This is a genomic window from Stenotrophomonas maltophilia group sp. LNF247, from assembly GCF_054083135.1.
Window position 1 is genome coordinate 92,557 of the sequence record NZ_JBSRQL010000014.1, and the last position, 15,685, is coordinate 108,241.

Annotated in this window: 11 protein-coding genes and 1 riboswitch; of the genes, 5 read left to right on the forward strand and 6 right to left on the reverse strand. The window is 67.7% G+C overall.

Translation table 11 applies throughout. The features are described 5' to 3' along the window. Nucleotides 1-18: 18 nt before the first annotated feature. Nucleotides 19-1,464 carry an adenosylhomocysteinase gene (ahcY, locus tag ACTXG9_RS14425; RefSeq protein ID WP_019661087.1) on the reverse strand — a complete coding sequence of 482 codons (1,446 nt, stop codon included), beginning with the start codon at nt 1,462-1,464 and terminating at the stop codon, nt 19-21. Between the two features lie 36 nt (nt 1,465-1,500). Next, nucleotides 1,501-1,584: riboswitch (S-adenosyl-L-homocysteine riboswitch) on the reverse strand. 120 nt (nt 1,585-1,704) lie between these two features. On the opposite strand from ahcY, the gene ACTXG9_RS14430 reads away from it, so the two are divergent. Then, nucleotides 1,705-4,221, forward strand: coding sequence for a S9 family peptidase (locus ACTXG9_RS14430; RefSeq protein ID WP_456115515.1), 2,517 nt, complete (start codon nt 1,705-1,707; stop codon nt 4,219-4,221). Nucleotides 4,222-4,458: 237 nt separating this feature from the next. After that, nucleotides 4,459-7,170 (forward strand): phosphoenolpyruvate carboxylase, encoded by a 2,712-nt coding sequence (gene ppc / locus ACTXG9_RS14435; RefSeq protein ID WP_456115516.1) that lies wholly within the window; start codon nt 4,459-4,461, stop codon nt 7,168-7,170. Between the two features lie 67 nt (nt 7,171-7,237). Here ppc and ACTXG9_RS14440 read toward each other — a convergent pair whose 3' ends face one another. Next, nucleotides 7,238-7,744 (reverse strand): acyl-CoA thioesterase, encoded by a 507-nt coding sequence (locus ACTXG9_RS14440; protein ID WP_021203443.1) that lies wholly within the window; start codon nt 7,742-7,744, stop codon nt 7,238-7,240. A gap of 140 nt (nt 7,745-7,884) precedes the next feature. Continuing rightward, nucleotides 7,885-9,096, reverse strand: a complete 1,212-nt coding sequence (metK, locus tag ACTXG9_RS14445) for a methionine adenosyltransferase (protein ID WP_005408103.1) — start codon at nt 9,094-9,096, stop codon at nt 7,885-7,887. 327 nt (nt 9,097-9,423) lie between these two features. Between metK and ACTXG9_RS14450 the strand changes: the two genes are divergently transcribed. From ACTXG9_RS14450 to ACTXG9_RS14460, 3 genes are all read left to right on the forward strand, one after another. Beyond that, on the forward strand, nt 9,424-11,139 hold the full coding sequence (locus ACTXG9_RS14450; protein ID WP_021203444.1) for a lysophospholipid acyltransferase family protein: 1,716 nt from the start codon (nt 9,424-9,426) through the stop codon (nt 11,137-11,139). Beyond that, complete coding sequence (locus ACTXG9_RS14455; RefSeq protein ID WP_329867298.1) at nt 11,136-11,936, forward strand: UDP-2,3-diacylglucosamine diphosphatase; 801 nt, start codon at nt 11,136-11,138, stop codon at nt 11,934-11,936. Before ACTXG9_RS14450 ends, ACTXG9_RS14455 begins: the two co-directional genes overlap by 4 nt. Nucleotides 11,937-12,059: 123 nt before the next feature. Further along, nucleotides 12,060-13,127 carry a metal-dependent hydrolase gene (locus tag ACTXG9_RS14460; protein ID WP_456115517.1) on the forward strand — a complete coding sequence of 356 codons (1,068 nt, stop codon included), beginning with the start codon at nt 12,060-12,062 and terminating at the stop codon, nt 13,125-13,127. Nucleotides 13,128-13,184: 57 nt separating this feature from the next. Here ACTXG9_RS14460 and ACTXG9_RS14465 read toward each other — a convergent pair whose 3' ends face one another. The 3 genes from ACTXG9_RS14465 to ACTXG9_RS14475 all read right to left on the reverse strand — a co-directional run bounded on the left by ACTXG9_RS14465 (nt 13,185) and on the right by ACTXG9_RS14475 (nt 15,650). Further along, nucleotides 13,185-14,012 carry a class I SAM-dependent methyltransferase gene (locus ACTXG9_RS14465; RefSeq protein ID WP_019661094.1) on the reverse strand — a complete coding sequence of 276 codons (828 nt, stop codon included), beginning with the start codon at nt 14,010-14,012 and terminating at the stop codon, nt 13,185-13,187. 63 nt (nt 14,013-14,075) lie between these two features. Next, nucleotides 14,076-15,071: a tRNA dihydrouridine synthase DusB gene (gene dusB, locus ACTXG9_RS14470; RefSeq protein WP_031270248.1), complete on the reverse strand. Its 996-nt coding sequence runs from the start codon at nt 15,069-15,071 to the stop codon at nt 14,076-14,078. 147 nt (nt 15,072-15,218) lie between these two features. Further along, nucleotides 15,219-15,650, reverse strand: a complete 432-nt coding sequence (locus ACTXG9_RS14475; RefSeq protein WP_111098003.1) for a hypothetical protein — start codon at nt 15,648-15,650, stop codon at nt 15,219-15,221. Between the last annotated feature and the right edge of the window lie 35 nt (nt 15,651-15,685).

Genomic DNA, 15,685 nt, shown 5'->3' on the forward strand with positions numbered 1-15,685 from the left:
TCCGGCACCCTGAAGGCATCAGTAGCGGTAGTGGTCCGGCTTGAACGGGCCTTCCACCGGCACGCCGATGTAGTCGGCCTGTTCCTGGGTCAGGGTGGTGAGCTTCACGCCGATCTTTTCCAGGTGCAGGCGCGCCACTTCCTCGTCCAGCTTCTTCGGCAGCAGGTAGACCTTCTTCTCGTAGCTGTCCTTGTTCGCCCACAGGTCGATCTGTGCCAGGGTCTGGTTGGCGAAGCTGTTGGACATCACGAAGCTCGGGTGGCCGGTGGCGCAGCCCAGGTTCACCAGGCGGCCTTCGGCCAGCAGGAAGATCGCGTTGCCGTTCGGGAAGATGTACTTGTCCACCTGCGGCTTGATGTTGACGTGCTTGATGCCCGGGTAGGACACCAGTGCGTCGACCTGGATCTCGTTGTCGAAGTGGCCGATGTTGCAGACGATGGCCTGGTCCTTCATCGCGCTCAGGTGCTCGATGCGGATGATGTCGCGGTTGCCGGTGGTGGTGACGTACAGGTCGGCACGGCCCAGGGTCGATTCGATGGTGTTGACTTCATAGCCTTCCATCGCCGCCTGCAGGGCGCAGATCGGGTCGATCTCGGTGACGATCACGCGCGCACCGTAGGCACGCAGCGAGGCCGCGCAGCCCTTGCCGACGTCGCCGTAGCCGCAGACCACGGCCACCTTGCCGGCCAGCATCACGTCCATCGCGCGCTTCAGGCCGTCGGCCAGCGACTCGCGGCAGCCGTACAGGTTGTCGAACTTGCTCTTGGTGACCGAGTCGTTGACGTTGATCGCCGGGATCAGCAGGGTGCCGGCCTGGGCCAGCTGGTACAGGCGGTGCACGCCGGTGGTGGTCTCCTCGGAGACACCCTTCCAGTCCTTGACCACGCGGCCCCAGTAACCGGGGCGCTCCTTGGCCACGCGCTTGAGCAGGTTCTTGATGACCTGTTCTTCGTGCGAGGCGGAGGCGGTGTTGACCCAGTCGCTGCCGTTTTCCAGCTCGTAGCCCTTGTGGATCAGCAGGGTCACGTCACCGCCGTCGTCCACCACCAGCTCCGGGCCGGTCAGGGTGCCATCGGCCAGGGTGAAGGTCAGCGCGTCCAGGGTGCAGTCCCAGTACTCTTCCAGGGTCTCGCCCTTCCAGGCAAACACCGGGGTGCCGGTGGCGGCAATGGCGGCGGCCGCGTGGTCCTGGGTCGAGAAGATGTTGCACGAGGCCCAGCGCACGTCGGCGCCGATGTCCTTCAGGGTCTCGATCAGCACCGCGGTCTGGATGGTCATGTGCAGCGACCCGGTCACGCGCACGCCCTTCAGCGGCAGCTCGGCCTGGTACTTGCGGCGGATCGACATCAGGCCCGGCATTTCGTGCTCGGCGATGTCCAGTTCCTTGCGGCCCCAGTCGGCCAGCGTGATATCGCGGATCTTGTAGTCACCTTCGGTGGAGAAGGTCTTGGCAACAGCGTTCATTCGTGTGCTCCGGTTGTGGACGAGCGGATGCTCGCATCTAGCCGGGCGCCGTTGTTACAAAGCCACCTTACCGAGCCTGGCCGGGCCTCGTGGGATCCGGTCGCAGCGCCCCTCGGCAGGGGAGAACCCCCATTATATCGCGGCCCCGGCGTGACATCCGGATGACCCAACCATCGGCAGATGGGGCCGCGTGCACGGCCTGTTAAGGTCGGTGTTTTCACGCATCACACAGGTGGAACGATGAGCATGCACGCGCGCCGTACACGGCGCTGGACCGGCCTGGTCCTGTCGATGGGACTGCTGGCGGTGGCCCCGCTGGCTTGGGCCGCAGCGCCGCAGCCGGTGGCCACACAGGCCCAGGGCGTCAACGGCTACGAACTGCCGTCGGCCGCGCTGCAGGCGGTGGTGGACGCGCCGCGTGCACCCTCGTTGTACCTGTCGCCGCGACGCGACGTGGCCGCGATGATGCAGATGCCGTCGCTGCCTTCGATCCAGGTGGTGGCGCAGCCGGAACTGAAGCTGGCTGGCCTGCGCATCAACCCGCGCACGTTCTCCGACAGCCGCTTCAGCTTCGGCGAGAAGCTGTGGCTGATGAACGTGGCCGACGGCAAGGAGCGGCAGATCAGCGGCCTGCCGGCCAAGCTGTCGATCGCCAGTGTGATGTGGTCGCCGGACCAGAAGTGGCTTGCCTTCAACCAGGTCGACGCTGCCAGTGGCGCCAATGAACTGTGGCTGGTGGACGTGGCCGGCGGCAGCGCCCGCCGCCTGGTTGCCGGCCTGAACACGGTGATCGGCAGCGGCTACCAGTGGTTGCCGGACAGCCGCGGCCTGGTGGTGTTCACCCGCCCGGCCAACCTCGGTGCGGCCCCGGCTGCCGATGGCATTCCGACCGGCCCGGCCGTGCAGCAGACCAGCCAGGGCGGCGGCGTGGTGTCGATCCGTACCTACCAGGACCTGCTGAAGAACGAGGCCGACGCACGCCAGTTCGACTACTACGCCACTACCCAGCCAATGGAAGTCGGCCTGGATGGCAGCACCCGCGTGATCGGCGCGGCCGGCATCTTCATGGGCTTTGCAGTGTCGCCGGATGGCCGCTTCGTGCTGCGCCAGCCGGTGCAGCGCCCGTACTCCTACGTGGTGCCGGTGAGCAGTTTCCCGCGCCGCATTGAAGTGATCGACCGCGCCAGCGGCAAGCTGGTGCACACCGTCGCCGTTCGCCCGCTGGTGGAAGGGCTGCCGACCGGCAACGATGCCGAAGTGACCGGCGTGCGCGACATCAGCTGGCGCGGTGATGCCGACGCCACCCTGGTCTGGGCCGAAGCGCAGGACGGCGGCGACCCGAACAGGGAGGCCAGGGTGCGCGATGCGGTGCTGATGCAGGCCGCGCCGTTCGACAAACCGCCGGTCACCCTGGCCCAGCTTGGCAGCCGCCTGGCCGGCATCAGCTGGGGCCGCGGTGACCTGGCCCTGCTGACCGAATCGTGGTGGAAGACCCGCAGGACCAAGACCTGGCTGATCGCCCCGGACAACGCCGGTGCCGAGCCGCGCCTGCTGTGGGATCGTGACGCGCAGGACCGCTATGCCGATCCGGGCCGGCCGCTGCTGGCCAGTGACGAGCGGGGTCGTTCGCTGCTGCAGACCAGCCCCGATGGCAGCAGCCTGTACCTGGCCGGTGCCGGTGCTTCGCCGGAAGGCGACCGTCCGTTCGTGGACCGCTTCGACATCGCCACGGGCAAGGCAACGCGCCTGTTCCACTCGCAGGCGCCGAGCTATTCGCTGCCGGTGGCGTTGCTGGACGACCAGGCCAGCTCGCTGCTGCTGAGCCGCGAGAGCCCGGATGAGCCGGCCAACTTCTACGTGCAGTCGCTGGCCGATGCCGGTGCTGCACCGCGCGCGCTGACCCATTTCGCGCACCCGCTGCCGCAGTTGAAGGGCGTGCAGAAGGAGCAGATCCGCTACAAGCGCAAGGATGGGGTCGACCTGACCGCGACCCTGCTGCTGCCGCCGGGCTACGACCCCAAGCGCGACGGCCCGCGGCCGCTGCTGATGTGGGCCTACCCGGGTGAGTTCAAGAGCGCGGCTGCGGCCAGCCAGGTGACCGATTCGCCGTACCGCTTCAACGCGGTCAGCTACTGGGGCCCGCAGGCGTTCCTGGCCAAGGGCTATGTGGTGCTGGCCAGCCCGTCGATGCCGATCATCGGTGAGGGCGACAAGGAGCCAAACGACACCTACATCGAACAGCTGGTGGCCAACGCGCAGGCAGCGGTGGATGAGGTGGTGCGCCGAGGCGTGACCGATCGCGATCACATCGCCATCGGCGGCCATTCCTATGGTGCGTTCATGACGGCCAACCTGCTGGCACACACCCGCCTGTTCAAGGCCGGCATCGCGCGCAGCGGTGCCTACAACCGCACGCTTACTCCGTTCGGTTTCCAGGCCGAGGAGCGCAACTACTGGCAGGCGCAGGACGTCTACCAGAAGATGGCGCCGTTCAATTACGCCGACAGGATCAAGGATCCGATCCTGTTCATCCACGGCGTGGACGACAACAACTCCGGCACGTTCCCGATCCAGAGCGAGCGCATGTTCGCCGCGGTGAAGGGCCTGGGCGGCACCGCGCGGCTGGTGATGCTGCCCAACGAATCGCATGCCTACCGCGCACGCGAATCGATCATGACCATGCTGGCCGAGAGCGAGCGCTGGCTGGAGCAGACCATTGGCCCGGCCGAGCAGGGCAAGGCGAAGAAGAAGCGCTGATACGTGCATGAGGGTGGCCGCTGCAACAGCGGCCGCCTGTGCGGCTGCGCCGCCGCCCGAGCATGGGCTCGGGCGCTACACGGTGTCACGCGCCATGACGCTTGTAGAGCCGAGCCCATGCTCGGCTGCGTCCGCCATGGATACGTGCAGATGAAACCATTTTTGCATCGCAGCACGCTGCCCGTTCTGGTTTAGGCTTGGGGTCTGGATCCGTTGACCGAGGCCTGTGCGTCGCCGATGAACGAGTACCGCAGCAGCATCGAGTTTGCTTCCCCCGATCTTCCGCTTCGCGATGACGTGCGCCGGCTCGGCGCACTGGTCGGTGACCTGCTGGTCGAGCAGGTATCGGCGGCCTTCCTCGACGAGGTCGAGGACGTGCGCACCCGCGCCATCGCCCGTCGCGAGAACCAGGCGGCGTTGTCCGAGCTTGCCGATGGCCTGGCCGGACGCACGCCGCAGCAGGCCGAGACTATGGTGCGGGCGTTCAGCACCTATTTCCAGGTGGTCAACATCGCCGAGCGCGTGCATCGCATCCGCCGCCGCCGTGACTACCAGCGTGCCGGTACCGCAGGGGCGCAGCCCGATGGCCTGCAGGATGCGCTGCAGCACCTGAAGGCGCAGGGCGTGACGCTGGACGAGCTGGCGCAGTGGCTGCCGCGCATCGACATCGAACCGGTGTTTACCGCGCACCCGACCGAAGCGGTGCGCCGCGCGCTGCTGGAGAAAGAGCAGCTGATGGTGGCCAGCCTGGTCGACAACCTCGACGGCCAGCGCACGCCGGGGGAAGCGGCCGCCGATGCTGCGCGCTTCCGCATGGCGCTGACCGCGTCGTGGCAGACCACTGATTCCTCGCCGGTGCGGCCCACCGTCGATGACGAGCGCGAGCACGTCGGCTTCTATCTGGTGCAGGTTCTGTACCGCGTGATTCCGGTGCTGTACGAATCGCTGCAGCAGGCGCTGCGCGATACCTTCGGCGAAGAACTGCCGCTGCCGCGCCTGCTGCGCTTCGGTACGTGGGTGGGCGGGGACATGGACGGCAACCCGAACGTGGATGCCCACACCATCCGCACTACGCTGGATGCGCAGCGGCAGGCGGTACTGGCGCGCTATCAGAAGGAACTGCTGCAGCTGGCCAGCCTGCTCAGCCAGTCCACCGAGCGGGTGGGCGTGAGCGATGCGCTGCAGGCGCGCGTGGCGCACTACCAGCAGCTGCTGCCGCAGGTACAGTCGCGCCCGCGCCATGCCGACATGCCCTACCGCCTGCTCAACGATCGCATGCGCGCGCGCCTGCAGGCCACGCTGGAAGACGGCGAGGGCGCTTACGCCGGTCCGGATGAACTGATCGACGACCTGCAGCTGATCCTCGACAGTTTGCGCGCCAATCGCGGCGAACACGCTGGCGGCTTTGCCGTGCAGCGTCTGCTGTGGCGGGTGAAGACCTTCGGCTTCCATCTGGCACGGCTGGACGTACGCCAGGAATCGAGCGTGCATGCGCGCGCGCTGGCCGCAGTGCTGGGCGGCGACGCAGCGTGGGAGGGTCTGGATGCCTTGGGCCGCGCGCGCCTGCTGGCCCCGCATGCCAGCGGTGAGGCCCCGTTGCCGAAGGGCGACGACGAAGGCAACCAGCGGCTGGATGCGGTGTTTGCCGCGCTGGCTGATGCACGCGCACGCCATGGCGGCGATGCACTGGGCAGTTACATCATTTCGATGGCGCACGACCGCAGCGACGTGCTGGCGGTACTGGCGCTGGCGCGGCGTGGTGGCCTGGTCGACGCCGATGACACGGTGCCGCTGGACATCGCGCCGCTGTTTGAAACCGTGGATGACCTCAAGCGCGGCACCGCCACGCTGCGCGACCTGCTGGACGACCCGGTGTACCGCACCCATCTGCGCGCGCGCGGCGACGTGCAGATGGTGATGCTCGGCTACTCGGACAGCAGCAAGGACGGTGGCATCGCCGCCTCGCGCTGGGGCCTGCAGCGCGCGCAGGTGGAACTGCTGGAGGTGGCGGCCGAGGCGGGCATCCGCCTGACCTTCTTCCATGGCCGTGGCGGCTCGATCAGCCGTGGCGGTGGGAAGACCACGCACGCGGTGGATGCTTCACCGCGCGGCAGCATCGATGGCCGCCTGCGGGTGACCGAGCAGGGCGAAGTGATCCATCGCAAATATGGCATCCGCGCGCTGGCCCTGCGCTCGCTGGAACAGGCCGCCGGTGCGGTGCTGCGCGCCAGCCTGCGCCCGCGTGCCGCCGAGCCGCGCGAGGATGCGTGGCGGCCGGTGATGGACGCGGTGTCATCGGCCAGCAGCGAGGTGTATCGCGCCTTTGTTGGCCAGGCCGGCTTCATGGACTACTTCCGTACCGCCACACCCATCGACGTGATCGAGCGGATGACGCTGGGCTCGCGTCCTTCGCGCCGGCTCGGCCAGGATGCGGCACTGGGCAACCTGCGTGCGATTCCCTGGGTGTTTGCCTGGAGCCAGGCGCGTGCCGTCATTCCCGGCTGGTACGGCGTGGGCAGCGGCCTGCAGGCGGCGGTGGACGCTGGCCATGAAGAGACCCTGCGCGAAATGGCGCGTGACTGGCCGTTCTTCCGCACCTTCCTGGACGACATCGCGATGGTGCTGTCCAAGGGCGATATCACCATCGCCGAGCAGTTCTCGCTGTTGTCTGGCGACCTGCACGGGCGCTTCTTCCCGCAGGTACAGCGCGAACTGGAACTTACCCGGCACTGGCTGCTGGCGCTGATGGACCAGAAGACGCTGCTGGACCATGATGCGCGGCTGGCGCTGTCGATCCGCCTGCGCAATCCCTACGTCGATCCGATCAGCGTGCTGCAGGTGGATCTGCTGCAGCGCTGGCGGGCCAGCGGGCGCGAGGATGACGAGCTGCTGCGCGCGCTGGTGGCGTGCGTGAACGGTGTTTCGCAGGGGGTGCAGAACACGGGTTGATGCGTATCCGCCGGGCATGGCCCGGCGCTACCTGCCTCGGTGGGTGCGGGGCGTGCCCCGCACGCCCTCACTCCTCCGGCGACGGAGGATTCGATGCCAGCAGTTCCAGGTGGCGCTGTTCCATTTCCTGGCGCAGCTGGCGGCGGATCAGCGCTGCGGCCTGGCGGCGCTTCTCGTCCGAGGTGACCGGCCGCAATGTTGGCACCGGCGTCGGCCGGCCTTCCTCATCCACGGCCACCATCGTGAAGAAACAGCTGTTGGCGTGGCGCACGCTGCGCTTGAGGATGTCTTCGGCCACCACCTTGATGCCGATCTCCATCGACGAGGTGCCGGTATGGTTCACCGAGGCCAGGAAGGTGACCAGCTCGCCCACCGCGATGGGCTGGCGGAACATCACCTGGTCCACCGACAGGGTGACCACATAGCTGCCGGCGTAGCGGCTGGCACAGGCATAGGCGACCTGGTCGAGCAGCCTCAGGATCGCGCCACCGTGGACCTTGCCGGAGAAATTGGCCATGTCCGGCGACATCAGCACGGTCATGGACAGCTGGTGGGTTTTCAGTTCGGTCGACATGGGCCGATTGTATCGGCGTGGCGTAGCTCTTGTAGAGCCGAGCCCATGCTCGGCTGCTCTTGTCGCAAGAAAAAGAAAGCCGAGCATGGGCTCGGCTCTACAGAAAGCAGAAGGGCCGCGTGAGCGGCCCTTCGTGTTTCTTACTTCAGCTTCGCATCGGCGCGCAGGGCGGCGGCGCGGTCGGTCTTCTCCCAGGAGAAGGCCGTGGCGTTGACGGTCTCGCCTTCGCCGTTGAGGTAGCTGAACTCCTTCGGCTTGCGGCCGAAGTGGCCGTAGGCCGCAGTCTGCTGGTACATCGGGTGGATCAGGTCCAGCATCTTGATGATGCCGTACGGGCGCAGGTCGAAGTGCTTGCGGATCAGCTTCTCGATCTTGTCATCGCTGATCTTGCCGGTGCCGAAGGTGGTGACCGAGATCGAGGTCGGCTCGGCCACGCCGATGGCGTAGGAGACCTGCACTTCGCAGCGGTCGGCCAGGCCGGCAGCAACCACGTTCTTGGCGACGTAGCGGGCCGCGTAGGCAGCCGAACGGTCGACCTTGGACGGGTCCTTGCCGGAGAACGCGCCACCACCGTGACGGGCCCAGCCGCCGTAGGTGTCGACGATGATCTTGCGGCCGGTCAGGCCACAGTCGCCCACCGGGCCGCCGATCTCGAACTTGCCGGTCGGGTTGATGTGGAACTTGGTGCCCTTGTGCAGCCACTTGGCCGGCAGCACCGGCTTGATGATTTCTTCGCGGACGGCCTCGATGAGGTCCTTCTGCTTGATGCCCGGGGCGTGCTGGGTCGACAGGACCACGGCGTCGATGGCCGAGACCACGCCGTTTTCATAGCGCAGGGTGACCTGGCTCTTGGCGTCCGGGCGCAGCCACGACAGCGGCGAGTTCTTCTTCTTGCGGATCTTGGCCTGCTGCTCGACCAGGCGGTGCGACAGGTGGATCGCGGCCGGCATGTAGCTGTCGGTCTCGTTGGTGGCATAGCCGAACATCAGGCCCTGGTCGCCAGCGCCCATTTCTTCCGGCTTCTTGCGGTCCACGCCCTGGGCGATGTGCGGCGACTGCTTGCCGATCAGGTTCAGCACGCCGCAGGTGGCGCCGTCGAAGCCGACGTCGGAGCTGTCGTAGCCGATGTCCGTGATGACCTTGCGGGTCAGCGCTTCCAGGTCGATCCAGGCGCTGGTGGTGATTTCACCGGCCACGATGGCAACGCCGGTCTTGACCATGGTCTCGCAGGCCACGCGGGCACGCTGGTCCTGGGTCAGGATCGCGTCCAGCACCGCATCGGAGATCTGGTCGGCAACCTTGTCCGGATGGCCTTCAGAGACCGACTCGGAGGTGAAGAGATAGCTGGACATCAGGCGTAATATCCCTTGATTCGGATGGAAAGATGGGCGCGCATGATACACGGGGTGCGCCGCCTGTGCATTGTGAACCGGTACCGGTTGCCGGTGGTTAAGCCCGCGTAGGCCTGGCAGGGGCCGTCGTGACGGGATTGGGGCCCGGCCTCGAGGCCCAGTGTTCCACCAGCGTGACGACGGACGGGGCTGTCCAACCCCGGACCACGCAGGCCGCGACCCTGCCGGGCCGGCCGTCATCGTTCTGCCCCGAAACCGCCATCTGGTTGCCGCCTGCCGGGCGCAGGCTGTCGGCCAATCCGGCCGCCGGGCATGAGTGGATCCGCCATGCAGGAACTCGAACAGCGTCTCCAGCAACGCTTCCCCGATTGGTTCCATGGCCGTCGTGGCCAGCTGGCACGGCCGCTGCTGCGCAGCGTCGGTCGCTGGTCGCGGTTGGACCAGATCGAGGCCTTCCTGAAGCGCAGTGCAGGGTTGCGCGGATTCGGCTTCGTCGCCGCCGCCCTGGAATTCGTCGATGGCCAGTACCAGGTGGATCCGGCCGCGCTGGCGAAGATCCCGGCCACCGGACGCCTGCTGATTGTTGCCAATCATCCGTCCGGGGCGCTGGACGCGCTGGCGCTGCTGGACGCGGTCGGCCGCATCCGCCGTGACGTGCGGATCGTGGCGAACGATCTGTTGGGGGCTATCGCGCCACTGCAGGATCTGCTGTTGCCGGTGCGCATCCTTGGCGGCAAGGCCCAGCGCGGCAGTCTGCACGCGGTGGAGGAGGCGCTGGCCGCCGAGCAGTGCGTGATCGTGTTCCCGGCCGGCGAGGTCTCGCGCCTCTCGCTGCGAGGCATCCGCGATGGTCGCTGGCAGCGCGGGTTCGTGCGCTTTGCCCGCGCCGCCGGGGCGCCGGTGCTGCCAGTGCGGGTGGAAGCGCGCAACTCGGCGCTGTTCTACGGCGCATCAACCCTGTTCAAGCCGGCCGGCACCGCCCTGCTGGCACGCGAGATGTTCACCCGTCGTGGCCGCCCGCTGCGGCTGAGCATCGGCGAGCCGATGCGGCTGGGCGATGGCGGTGACCCGGGCGCACAGCTGCTGGCGGTACGTCGCGCGCTGTATGCGCTGGGCCGCAATGGCGCGGCCGGCAATGCCGCTGCCTGCGCAGGCCCTGAGCCGCTGGCCGCCCCGGTGCCCCCTTCGCAGGTTGCCGCAGGGATTGCCGCAGCGACCCAGCTGGGCCAGACCGCCGATGGCAAGCAGATTCTGCTAGCCGCCTGTACTGCCGATTCGCCGCTGCTGCTGGAGCTGGGCCGCCTGCGCGAACTGACCTTCCGCCAGGTGGGCGAGGGCACCGGGCGCAGCCGTGACCTCGACAACTACGACCCGCAGTACGAGCACATCGTGATCTGGGACGCCGCCGCGCAGCGCATCGCCGGCGCGTACCGGATCATGCGCGGCGCCCACGCACTGGCCCGGCACGGCCTGTCCGGGCTCTACAGCGCGTCGCTGTTCCGCTATTCCGACGATGCCATCACCCACATCGCCGAGGGCCTGGAACTGGGCCGCAGCTTCGTGGTGCCCGACTACTGGGGCAGCCGCAGCCTGGACTATCTGTGGCAGGGCATCGGCGCCTACCTGCAGTGCCGGCCGGGCATCCGCTACCTGTTCGGCGCCGTGTCGATCAGCGCGGCGCTACCGCGTGAAGCGCGCGAGCAGCTGGTGGCGTACTACCAGCGCTATTACAGCGGTACCGCTGGCATGGCCGAATCGAACCGCCCGTTCCAGTACTTCGCCGCACCGCCCAGTTTCGGTGAGCTGGATGCAGGCGCCGCGTTCGAGGTGCTCAAGGCCAACCTGGCTGCGCTCGGTACCGGCGTACCCACGCTGTACCGCCAGTACACCGACCTGTGTGAACCCGGTGGTGCCCGCTTCCTCGCCTTCGGTGTCGACCCGGACTTCAGCGATTCGATCGACGGCCTGATCGAAGTGGACCTGTGTGCGATCCGGCCGAACAAGCGCAAACGCTACCTGCGCGACGCGGGGACGCCGGCATGAGCACGCTGGCGAACCTGTCGCCGCACCGGCGCGCAGTGTTCGTCTCCGACGTGCACCTGGGTTCACGTCATTGCCATGCCCCCGAGCTGGCGCGGTTCCTCTCGCAGCTGCGCTGCGAACGGCTGTATCTGGTGGGCGACATCATCGACCTGTGGTGGATGGCACATCGCCGCGCCAACTGGCGGCAGTCGCACAGTGAAGTCATCCAGGCCCTGCACGCCCTGCGCCGCGCAGGGACCGAGATCATCTACATTCCCGGCAACCACGACGCATCGCTGCGCCACATATGCGGGGTGATGTTGCCGGCCATGCAGGTGCGCCGCCGTGCCATCCACGTGACCGCCGATGGCCGCAGGTTGCTGGTCGCACACGGCGACGAGTACGACGGCGTGACCCACTTCGGTGGCCTGCAGGAGAAATTCGGCGATTGGCTGTACTACCGCATCCTGACCGGCAACCAGGCGCTGAACGCGGTGCGGCGGCTGCTGGGCATGCGCTACTGGTCATTGTCTGAATTCCTGAAGAAGCGCAGCGGCGCCGCCGAACGCTACATCGAGCGCTTCGTGCAGGCCGGGCTGGACGATGTCCGCCGTCGCGGGCTGGATGGCATCGTCTGTGGCCACATCCACCGAGCTGCGTTGATTGAACGCGATGGCTTGGTCTACGCCAACGACGGCGACTGGGTGGAAAGCCTGACCGCGCTGGCCGAAGACCATGATGGCGCGCTGCGCCTGCTGGACCACAACGGCCAGACGCTGGCGGAGCTGCCGGGCGCACGCATGTCGCAGGCGGCGTAACCCGCCCGCGTCTGTACCCTTGTAGAGCCGAGCCCATGCTCGGCTGCCGTTACACGCAATGAAGAGCAGCCGAGCATGGGCTCGGCTCTACATGCACCGCCCGCAAGCCGCTAGCATCGGCCCATGGACTCCCTGACCCAGATCGTGCTCGGTGGCGCCGTCGCTGCTGCCATCGCCCCGCCTGGCCACCGCCGCGCGGCCCTGCTGGCCGGTGCCGCGCTTGGCACCCTGCCGGACCTCGACGCCCTGTGGCTCGGTTTCACCGCAGCCGATCCGGTGGCGAACATGATCGAGCACCGCAGTTTCAGTCATTCGCTGCTGGTGCTGCCCTGGGTGGCCGCATTGATCTGGTGGCTGTTCAAGCGCTTCGGCAATGGCCGCGTCGCGCAATCACCGCTGCGCTGGTTCTGGGCGATCCAGCTGGCGCTGGTCACCCATCCGCTGTTGGATGCGTTCACCGTCTACGGTACCCAGCTGTGGTGGCCGTTGCGGCCACATCCGACCATGGGTTCCAGTGTCTTCATCATCGATCCTGGCTACACGGTATGGCTGCTGCTGGGCTGCGTGCTGGCCTGGTTTGGTCGCGCCCGGTCCTGGGTGGGCAAGGTGCTGGGCGTGGCGCTGCTGATCAGCAGTGGCTACCTGGGCTGGGGCCTGATCGCCAAGGCACAGGTCGACCGTGCCGCGCAGCAGAGCCTGTCCGCGATGGGCCTGGGCGATGCGCCGCGCTTCTCGGTGCCGATGCCGTTCAACACCCTGCTGTGGCGGGTGGTGGCGATGACGCCCAACGGCTACGTGGTGGGTGATCGCTCGCTGGTGGCCGACCACGGGCCGATGCAGTTCGAAGGCCATGCGTCCAACGTGAAGGCCTTGCGCGAAGCGGGGGGCATTCCGGCAGTGCGGCGCCTGCAGTGGTTCAACCGTGGCTTCATGCGTGCGCAGGTCGTGGACGGCCGGCTGGTGCTGAGCGACCTGCGCATGGGGCTGGAGCCGGACTACACCTTCAATTTCGTCGTGGCCGAGCAGGCCGACGGGCAGTGGCGGGCGATCGTTCCCGAGCAGGTGCGCGTGGACTACAGCAGTCCCGCCGCGCGTGCCGACGCCGGTCGCCGCCTGGCGGCGATGTGGCAGCGGATCTGGCAGGAGCCGGCGGCGGCGCCGGGCGCGGCCGACCACACCGCCGTGCATTGATCAGTGGATCCACGCATGGCGTGGCTCTGCGGCCTCGATCGGCAGCAGAACACCGGATCAATACACCGTGGCGCGGCCCTGGACGAACGAATAGAAGAACACCGCATTCGGGTCGTTCTGCACCAGGCGGAACTCGCGGCGCATGCCTTCCACGGTTTCCTCGTCCACCGAGCCGGCCTGCAGCAGCTGGTCGGCCGCCGACAGCAGCAGCTGCTCCCAGAACGCGATCATCGTCTTGCGGCGCGCCGGTTCACGGTTGTCCAGGTGGATGGTCTTGATCTCGGTGTGCACGTCGCGGAAGCCGCCGGCCAGCAGCAGGTTGCCCAGCTTGGCGCCGACGAACGGGTCGCCACCATGGTCGTACTGGAAATCGTTGAACGCCATCCAGTAGCGCCAGATGTGCGGCGAATACGGATCGAGCAGGAAAGAGGCGTTCATCACCTCGGTGATGTACACCGGCGAACCCGGTGCCAGCACGCGGCGCACTTCGCTGAGTACGCGCGCCGGTGACGGCACGTGTTCCAGCACCCAGCACAGGAACGCGGAGTCGAAGCTGCGGGCCTCGAACGGCAGCTCGCCGGCATCGGCCTGCTGCAGGGTGTAGCGGTCGCTGCACCATGGCGTACGCGCCAGGTTTTCGCGTGCGGTAGCCAGCTGCGCTTCGCTCAGGTCCACGCCGGTCACGTGCAGCTCGGGAAAGCGGCGCAGCAGGATCTCGGTCTGTGCACCAACGCCACTGCCGACTTCCAGCAGGCGCCGCGCGCCGCTGTAGTCGATCTGGCCGAAGATGCTCGATTCCAGCAGCCGGGCCTGGGTCATGAGGCGCTGCTGCTCGGTGCCGGAAAACCCGTGGAGGTAGGTGGGAGAGGAGATCGGCGGGGTCATGGAGGCGGGCTCTCGGAGTTCAATTCGGTCGAGCAGGCTCGACGTTGCGACGCGGCAGGGCGGTCAGGCGGCCGAAGGCAGCGCCGGTTCCCCGGCGATCAGGCGGTCGAAGTACTCGGTGGTCAGCGCGATCTGGCTCTGTGGGTCTTCGGCACGGTTGACCACGGCGCGGAAGGCGGCGTTCTCCGGCCGGTCCTTGGCATACCAGCCCAGGTGCTTGCGCGCGATGCGCACGCCCTGCGGCTCGCCATAGAACGCATGCAGCGCATGCAGGTGGCCGAGCAGGATGTCGCGCACTTCCGCCAACGACGGCGGTGGCAGTTCGTCGCCGGTGGCCAGGTAGTGCGCCACCTCGCGGAAGATCCACGGCCGGCCCTGTGCGGAGCGGCCGATCATCACCGCGTCCACGCCGGTTTCCTTCAGCACGTAGGCCGCCTTCTGCGGCGAATCGATATCGCCGTTGGCGATCACCGGAATGCGCAGTGCGGCCTTGATCTCGCCGATGGTGGCGTACTCGGCCTGGCCGGTGTAGTGCTGGTCGCGGGTGCGGCCGTGCACGGCCAGTGCAGCGATACCGCTGTCCTCGGCGATGCGCGCGATCAGCGGGCCATTGCGGTGGTCACAGTCCCAACCGGTGCGGATCTTCAGCGTGACCGGCACGTCCACCGCGTTGACCACGGCTTCGAGGATGCGCGCCACCAACTGCTCGTCGCGCATCAGCGCCGAGCCGGCCCAGGCGTTGCACACCTTCTTGGCCGGGCAGCCCATGTTGATGTCGATGATCTGCGCGCCGTGGTCGACGTTGTAGCGCGCGGCCTCGGCCAGCTGCTGCGGCTCGGTCCCGGCGATCTGCACGCTGATCGGTGCCGGTTCGCCGTCATGGTCCATGCGGTGGATCGACTTGCGCGTGGTCCAGAAGCGCGGGTCGCTGATGGTCATTTCCGAGGCGGCCAGGCCCGCGCCCAGCCGTTTGCACAGCAGGCGGAAGGGTTTGTCGGTGACGCCGGCCATGGGCGCCAGCACGACGTTCGGAGCAATGGTGTACGGGCCGATCTGCATGCGCCCATTGTAGGGCGCCGACAGCGACGCGGCCGTATCGGCTGCGCCCCGGTTCAGGCCGATCGGCACCGACCTCATGCCGTACCGGCATCAGCAGATGCTTGACGGTTGCTTCCGCCGCCCCCAAGGGCGGGCGAAGGTGGGCGGCTACCCCAGGCGCTGCCAGGCCTGGCGGGTACCCAGTGCGAAGGCCAGCCCCAGGCTGAGGCAGACCAGTGAACTGACCATCCAGAAGCGCCGGCCGTTGTGGCCGGGCCGCAGCAGCGCCAGCCCGAAGCCCATCGCGGCGCGCAGCAGCAACAGCAGGGCGATGCCCGACAGGACCAGACGACTGGCCGGCAGTGGCGAATGCCAGCCCGCAGCGGCCAGTGCGTACAGCGTCCAGGCCACCAGCACGGCCGTGATGCCGGCGGTCATCAGCGGTGGCCACCAATGCCCGGCCTGTGCCAGCCGGACCACGCGCTGGCCGGCACCGAAGTACCTGTACCACGCGGCGCCGAAGGCGATGCAGCCGATATGCAGCAGCGCCGCAGCGGCACTGCCTGCGGCCGCGACCAGCAACCAGGGGAATCCGTCCATGTCCTGCCCGTGCAAGGAAGCTGCGCGGATCGTGA

What these genes read in the sequence shown, in the direction of transcription:
- ahcY (WP_019661087.1), bottom strand. Translation starts at nt 1,464, where the DNA reads ATGAACGCTGTTGCCAAGACCTTCTCCACCGAAGGTGACTACAAGATC.
- ACTXG9_RS14430 (WP_456115515.1), top strand. Translation starts at nt 1,705, where the DNA reads ATGAGCATGCACGCGCGCCGTACACGGCGCTGGACCGGCCTGGTCCTG.
- ppc (WP_456115516.1), top strand. Translation starts at nt 4,459, where the DNA reads ATGAACGAGTACCGCAGCAGCATCGAGTTTGCTTCCCCCGATCTTCCG.
- ACTXG9_RS14440 (WP_021203443.1), bottom strand. Translation starts at nt 7,744, where the DNA reads ATGTCGACCGAACTGAAAACCCACCAGCTGTCCATGACCGTGCTGATG.
- metK (WP_005408103.1), bottom strand. Translation starts at nt 9,096, where the DNA reads ATGTCCAGCTATCTCTTCACCTCCGAGTCGGTCTCTGAAGGCCATCCG.
- ACTXG9_RS14450 (WP_021203444.1), top strand. Translation starts at nt 9,424, where the DNA reads ATGCAGGAACTCGAACAGCGTCTCCAGCAACGCTTCCCCGATTGGTTC.
- ACTXG9_RS14455 (WP_329867298.1), top strand. Translation starts at nt 11,136, where the DNA reads ATGAGCACGCTGGCGAACCTGTCGCCGCACCGGCGCGCAGTGTTCGTC.
- ACTXG9_RS14460 (WP_456115517.1), top strand. Translation starts at nt 12,060, where the DNA reads ATGGACTCCCTGACCCAGATCGTGCTCGGTGGCGCCGTCGCTGCTGCC.
- ACTXG9_RS14465 (WP_019661094.1), bottom strand. Translation starts at nt 14,012, where the DNA reads ATGACCCCGCCGATCTCCTCTCCCACCTACCTCCACGGGTTTTCCGGC.
- dusB (WP_031270248.1), bottom strand. Translation starts at nt 15,071, where the DNA reads ATGCAGATCGGCCCGTACACCATTGCTCCGAACGTCGTGCTGGCGCCC.
- ACTXG9_RS14475 (WP_111098003.1), bottom strand. Translation starts at nt 15,650, where the DNA reads ATGGACGGATTCCCCTGGTTGCTGGTCGCGGCCGCAGGCAGTGCCGCT.